At 64.8% G+C, this 4,068-nt stretch carries 3 protein-coding genes; all 3 read right to left on the reverse strand.

Translation table 11 applies throughout. The annotated features are described in order from the left end of the window. Nucleotides 1-118: 118 nt before the first annotated feature. Nucleotides 119-1,663 (reverse strand): galactarate dehydratase, encoded by a 1,545-nt coding sequence (gene garD / locus ABSG20_RS31310; RefSeq protein ID WP_423868318.1) that lies wholly within the window; start codon nt 1,661-1,663, stop codon nt 119-121. Between the two features lie 36 nt (nt 1,664-1,699). Beyond that, nucleotides 1,700-3,148, reverse strand: coding sequence for an aldehyde dehydrogenase family protein (locus tag ABSG20_RS31315; protein ID WP_423868319.1), 1,449 nt, complete (start codon nt 3,146-3,148; stop codon nt 1,700-1,702). Between the two features lie 32 nt (nt 3,149-3,180). Next, nucleotides 3,181-4,068: enolase C-terminal domain-like protein (locus ABSG20_RS31320; protein ID WP_423868320.1), on the reverse strand; the 888-nt coding region annotated here is incomplete at its 5' end.

Genomic DNA, 4,068 nt, shown 5'->3' on the forward strand with positions numbered 1-4,068 from the left:
CTTCGCGGGGGGAGGGGAGAAGATAACGGCGCCGGCTAACTCGGGAAGCGGTTCACACGCGATCTCGATATGATCACAGCTTACGGAAACGCTGGACCAAGTCTGGTCTAGGTCTGATCTACGTCACCGGGCCCGGATTGAACAGCGTGAGGTCGTTATGGATGCCCCAGTGGTCGGCCCACACTTTGGTCCGGCCGCTTGCGACGTCCAGGATCAGGCGGAACAGGTCCCACCCGGTCTGCTCGATGGTGGCTTCGCCGGTGGCGATGCGGCCGGCATCGAAATCGATCAGGTCCTTCCAGCGGCGCGCCAGTTCGGTTCGCGTCGATACCTTGATCACCGGCGCGGCGGCGAGCCCGTAGGGGGTGCCACGGCCCGTCGTGAACACCTGCAAGGTCATGCCGGAGGCGAGTTGCAGCGTGCCACAGATAAAATCGCTGGCGGGCGTCGCGGCGAAGGTCATGCCCTTCTTGCGCACCCGCTCGCCCGGCGACAGCACATCGACGATCGGGCTGGTGCCGGATTTGACGATCGAGCCCAGCGACTTCTCCACGATATTGGCGAGGCCGCCCTTCTTGTTGCCGGGCGTGGTATTGGCGCTGCGGTCGGCGTCGCCCTTGGCAAGATAGCTGTCATACCAGGCCATTTCGCGGATCAGGGCGCGGCCGACATCCTCGTTGATGGCGCGGCGCGTCAAAAGGTGGATGGCGTCGCGCACTTCCGTGACTTCGGAAAACATCACGCTGGCGCCGGCGCGCACGAGGAGATCGGCGGCAAAGCCGAGAGCGGGGTTGGCGGTGACGCCGGAAAAGGCATCGGAACCGCCGCATTGCATGCCGACGACGAGGTCGGAGGCAGGACAGATTTCGCGGCGGCGCCGGTCGAGCACGGCCAGCCGCGCCTCCGCCATGGCCATGATGGCTTCGACGATGGCGCCGAAGCCGTCGAAAGCCTCATCCTGCATCCGCACGACATGGTCGCCTGCCTCGCCCGGCAGCAGCCGCTCCGGAATGAGTTTCTCGCAGCCGAGGCCGACGACCATGACCTCGCCGCCGAAATTCGGGTTCTTGGCAAGATTTTGCAGCGTGCGGATCGGCACAATCGCCAGCGGCGCCGATATCGCGACGCCGCAGCCATAATTGTGCGTCAGTGCAATGACGTCATCGACATTGGGATATTTCGGCAGCAGCTCCGCCTTGATGCGTTTGAGCGCAAACTGCAGCGTGCCGGCGACACATTGCACGCTGGTGGAGATCGCCAGCACGTTCTTGGTCCCGACCGAGCCGTCGGCGTTGCGGAAGCCCTCGAAGGTGTAGCCATCAAGCGCAGCCCGTGGCGCGGGAACAACGGTTGCCAATTCGAGCTTGTCGAGTTCGGGCGGCGTCGGCATCCGGATCCGCGCCTCGTCGACCCATTCGCCGGCCAGGATCGGCTGCGCCGCCGTCCCGATCACCTCATTGTAGCGGCGGATCGGCTCGCCCAGGGCAATGTCGGCGAGCGCCACCTTGTGGCCCTGCGGCACGAAGTTGCGCAGCGTCAGACCGCACGGAAACTGGGTGTTTGCCGGCAGCCCAAAGTCATTGACGACGATCGCGACATTGTCGTGGGCGTCGAGCCTGATGTAGCGCGGCTCAAAGGCCTGCGCCGTCGCCCTTGCTGTCACGCTGCTCTCCCTTCTTCAGCCGGTCCGATCCCGTGCCTAGCCCGGATTGGTATAAGCGGTTTTGACGATCGTATAGAATTCACGCGCATACGCGCCCTGCTCGCGCGCGCCGTAGCTCGATCCCTTGCGGCCGCCGAACGGCACGTGATAGTCGACGCCGGCGGTCGGCAGGTTGACCATCACCATGCCGGCCTCGCTATTGCGCTTGAAATGCGACGCATATTTCAGGCTCGTCGTGCAGACCCCAGCCGCGAGGCCGAACTCGGTGTCGTTGGCGATCGCCAGGGCCTCCTCGTAATCCTTGGCGGGAATGATACAGGCGACCGGCCCGAATATTTCCTCGCGGGCGATACGCATCGCGTTGCTTGCGCCGGTGAAGATCGCGGGCTGCAGATAGAAGCCGGGCGTTTCGCGATTGAGGATTTCGCCGCCCCAGTGGAGCTTTGCGCCCTCATCCTTGCCGATCTTGAGATAGCGCAGGTCTTGATCGAGCTGGTTCTGGTCGACGACCGGGCCGATCTGCGTGCCGCTCTTCAAGGCATCGTCGACGACCAGGCCCTTGATGCGTTCGGTCAGCGCCTCGACGAAGCGATCATGAATACCCTGCGTGACGATCAGCCGCGACGAGGCGGTGCAGCGCTGGCCCGTGGAGAAGAACGCGCCGTTCACGGCGGCTTCGACCGCGACCTTCACGTCGGCATCGTCGAGCACAACCAGCGGATTCTTGCCGCCCATCTCGAGCTGGAACTTCTTCATCGGCGTGGCGGCGACGCAGGCCTGCGCGATGCCGCGCCCGGTGCCGACGGAGCCGGTGAAAGATATCGCCGCAACGTCGGGATGCCCGGTCAGCGTGTTTCCGACAACGGATCCCGGGCCCATCACGAGATTGAAGACACCCGCCGGGAGCCCTGCGCGCGCGATGATCTCGGCGAGCGCATGCGCCGAACCCGGCACGATTTCCGCCGGCTTGAAAACCACCGAATTGCCGAAGCACAGCGCCGGCGCGATCTTCCATGCCGGGATCGCGATCGGGAAATTCCAGGGAGTGATCAGGCCGACAATGCCGACCGGCTCGCGCGTGATCTCGACCTCGATGCCGGGACGCACCGAGGCCCCCGTCTCGCCGCTCAGCCGCAAGGCCTCGCCGGCGAAGAAAGCGAATATCTGCCCGGCGCGGGCGACCTCGCCAATCCCCTCCGGCAGCGTCTTGCCTTCCTCGCGCGCCAAAAGCCGGCCAAGCTCGTCCTTGCGTGCGAGGATTTCGACCGAGATCCGATTGAGCGCGTCGAACCGTTGCTGCGGCGTCGAGCGCGACCAGGCCGGGAATGCAGCCTTCGCAGCCGCCACCGCCTGCAAGGTTTGCGCCGCGTCCGCCCTGGCATATTCGCCGACGATATCGTTGGTATCGGACGGGTTGATATTGCGGCTGACGCCGGCACCTTCGACCCATTCTGCTGCGATCAGATTCTTCAGAACCGCGTTCATGCTATTTCTCCATTGGCCGAAGGCGAGCCGTTTCAGCGCACGAGGCAGGGACGTTTGTCGTCAAAACGCCAGCCGGGGATCAGGAATTGCATGGCGATTGCATCGTCGCGGGCGCCGAGCCCGTGTGCCTTGTAAAGCCCATGCGCGGCTTCGAGCGCCGCCCGGTTGATCTCTACACCAAGACCGGGACGGTCGGGAACCACGATCTTGCCGCCGACGATCTGCAACGGGTTCTTGGTGAGGCTCTGTCCGTCCTGCCAGATCCAATGCGTGTCGATCGCGGTCACCCTGCCGGGCGCGGCGGCGGCGACGTGCGTGAACATGGCGAGCGAGATGTCGAAATGGTTGTTGGAATGGGAGCCCCATGTCAGGCCGTTATCCCGACAGGTTTGCGCCACGCGCACCGAACCCTGCATGGTCCAGAAATGCGGATCGGCGAGTGGAATATCGACGGCGCCAAGTCGCAGCGCATGCGAGAGTTGACGCCAATCCGTCGCGATCATGTTGGTCGCGGTGGCCAGTCCGGTCGCGCGGCGGAATTCCGCCATGACCTCGCGGCCGGAAAAGCCGCCTTCCGCGCCGCAGGGATCCTCGGCATAGGCCAGAATGCCGTGCATATCCTTGCACAGCCGGATCGCCTCTTCGAGAGACCACGCGCCGTTGGGATCCAGCGTCACGCGCGCCTTCGGGAAGCGCCGGGCGAGCGCTGTCACCGCCTCGATCTCGTCTTCGCCGCGCAGCACGCCGCCCTTGAGCTTGAAATCGACAAAGCCGTAGCGCTCGTGCGTCGCCTCGGCGAGGCGGACGATGGCGTCGGGGGTCAGTGCCACTTCGTGGCGCAACTGAGACCAGTCGCTCTCGGCCCCTGCGCCATCGGCATAGGCGAGATTGGTCCTGCGGCGGTCGCCGACATAGAAGAG

The sequence above is a fragment of the Bradyrhizobium sp. genome (genome assembly GCF_049512235.1).
Lineage (GTDB): Bacteria > Pseudomonadota > Alphaproteobacteria > Rhizobiales > Xanthobacteraceae > Bradyrhizobium.

Bases quoted from the DNA above. Each gene is read 5' to 3' on its own strand.
- ABSG20_RS31315 (WP_423868319.1), bottom strand. From the start codon at position 3,148: ATGAACGCGGTTCTGAAGAATCTGATCGCAGCAGAATGGGTCGAAGGT.